The 2,199-nt window shown below is 73.1% G+C and carries 2 pseudogenes; both read left to right on the top strand.

Annotation, left to right across the window (positions count from 1 at the left end):
- Window positions 1-1,011: pseudogene (locus AO501_RS38005) on the top strand (PE family protein); the annotation flags it as partial.
- 106 nt (window positions 1,012-1,117) lie between these two features.
- A pseudogene (locus AO501_RS40715) lies at window positions 1,118-2,199 on the top strand (PE family protein); the annotation flags it as partial.

The following is a 2,199-nucleotide window of genomic DNA, read 5'->3' as shown; positions in this document are numbered from 1 at the left end:
GGCGCCGACGCCGGGCTCGGAGCCACCGGTGGTACCGGTGGAACCGGTGGGGACGCGTCAATCGCCGCCGGTATTGGGGACGGAGTGGGCGGCGCCGGCGGCGCCGGCGGCGCGGGTGGAAATGGGGGTGCCGGTGGCCAGGCCGGGTCCGCGTTCGTTGATTCCGGAAATGCCACCGGCGGCTTCGGCGGCAACGGAAACGTGGGTGCCGCACCTGGTGGCGCGGGCGGTGTCGGTGGGGACGGCGGCCTGGCGTTGAGCCAAGCGAACGGTGACGCCTACGGCGGCGTCGGCGGCAAGGGTGGGGGCGGTGCCACCGGCGCGTCCGGCGGTGGTGGTGGTGCCGGTGGCTTGGGTGGATATGGCGGTAACGGTGGACTCTTGGTCGGCAGCGGTGGTGCCGGTGGGGTCGGCGGCACAGGCGGTGCGGGAGGTGTCGGTGCGACCGGAGGTAGCGGTGGAGGTGGTGGTTTGGGCGGTTTCGCGTTGACCAATTCCAACCATGGCGCAGCGGGTGGCCCCGGTGGAGGGGGTGGAGATGGAGCCGTAGGCGGGACCGGCGGCACCGGCGGCGCAGGTGGGGATGGCGGCCGCGGCGGCCGCGGCGGCTGGTTGGTCGGAAACGGCGGCAACGGTGGGGACGCTGGACTGGGCGGCACCGGCGGCGCCGGAGGCACTGGCGGTCAGGGTGGTGCTGGCGGTCGGGGCGGTGGCGCCGTGGGTGCAGCTACCTCAGGCGGTTCGGGAGGGGATGGGGCTAACGGTGGCACCGGTGGCACCGGTGGCAACGGCGGCGGCAGTGGCAGCGGCGGCATAGGCGGCGCGGCGGGTGTGCTGTTCGGTCAGTCGGGCGTCAACGGCGCAGCCGGTCCCGGCGGCGCGGGTGGCGGGGGAGGCACCGGAGGCGGCTTCGGCACTGGCGGAACCGGAGGTTTTGCGTTTCCGAACTACGGCACCAGCGGCGCCGACGGGCAGCCCGGCGGCCCTGGGGCGTCGGGCCAATCTGGCTGAGCCGACCGGTTGACAAACAATTCCAGCAAAATGCGGAGCCGACATGTCCGCTTGGCGCACAATACTTCTGCCCAAATTCGGGATTGGGTCCTAGCTGGGAGGCTGCGTGTCATTCGTCACCGTTACACCGGAGCTGTTGACCACCGCCGCAAGGGGTCTCGCGAGTGTGCATGCCACGCTCGGTGCGGCGAATCTGGCTGCTGCGGTCCCGACGACGGAGGTGCTGGCGGCGGCGGCCGACGAGGTGTCGGAGGCGGTCGCAGCCTTATTCGGCGGGCATGCCCATGGCTATCAGGCACTCAGCGCACAAGCGGCGGCATTCCACGCGGAGTTCGTGCACGCCCTCAATGCCGGTGCCAGGGCGTATTCCGCTGCCGAGGCCGCCAGCATCGACCAACTCGTCCTCGGCGCGGTGAACGCACCCGCCCAGGCACTCCTCGGCCGCCCCTTGATCGGCGACGGAGCCAACGGAGCGCCGGGGCGGTCGGCGGCAACGGTGGCAGTGGCGGATGGCTCTTCGGCAACGGCGGCGCCGGCGGGCAGGGCGGCACGGCGGTCGCCGGCATCAACGGCGGCAACCCAGGACAGGGCGGCCACGGCGGCAACGCCCTGCTGTTCGGCGACGGCGGGGCCGGCGGGCAGGGTGGTACGGGGCTGACCGGCGCCAAGGGGATCAACCCCGTCATCAGTGGACAAGGCGGCACCGGTGTTCCCGGGCTCAATGACAACGTCACCGGCGCTGCCTACGGCACCTCGGGTGGCACCGGCGGTGACGGCGGACCCGGTGCCACGGGCGGCACCGGAGGACAAGGAGGCAGTGTCAACTCGTTGTCGAGTTTCGGAATCGCCGGTAACGGTGGCCCGGGCGGCGCGGGCGGTAACGGAGGCGCCGGTGGTGACGGTGGAAATGCTGTCGGAGGTGGCGGCACTGCGGTCGCCGGGGTGGGCGGCAACGGCGCCCAGGCTCAAGCCGCGGGCGGTTCGGGAGGGTTCGGCGGAACCGGTGGTGCTGCATCGAGTGTCGGAGCCGGCGGTGCCGGAGGCTGGGGCGGCAGCGGGGGCGGCGGCGGCGCCGGTGCGGCTGGCGGGTCCGGCGGCCAGGGAGGCGTGGGCGGCGACGGTGGCCGCGGAGGTTTCTTCGTGGGACAGGGAGGTCAAGGGGGGACGGGCGGCCACGGTGGTATCGGC

Source organism: Mycobacterium gordonae (genome assembly GCF_001417955.2).
Classification (GTDB): Bacteria; Actinomycetota; Actinomycetes; order Mycobacteriales; family Mycobacteriaceae; genus Mycobacterium; species Mycobacterium gordonae_B.
Note: the sequence above shows the minus strand (reverse complement) of the source record. Positions and strands in the feature narration are given on the sequence as shown.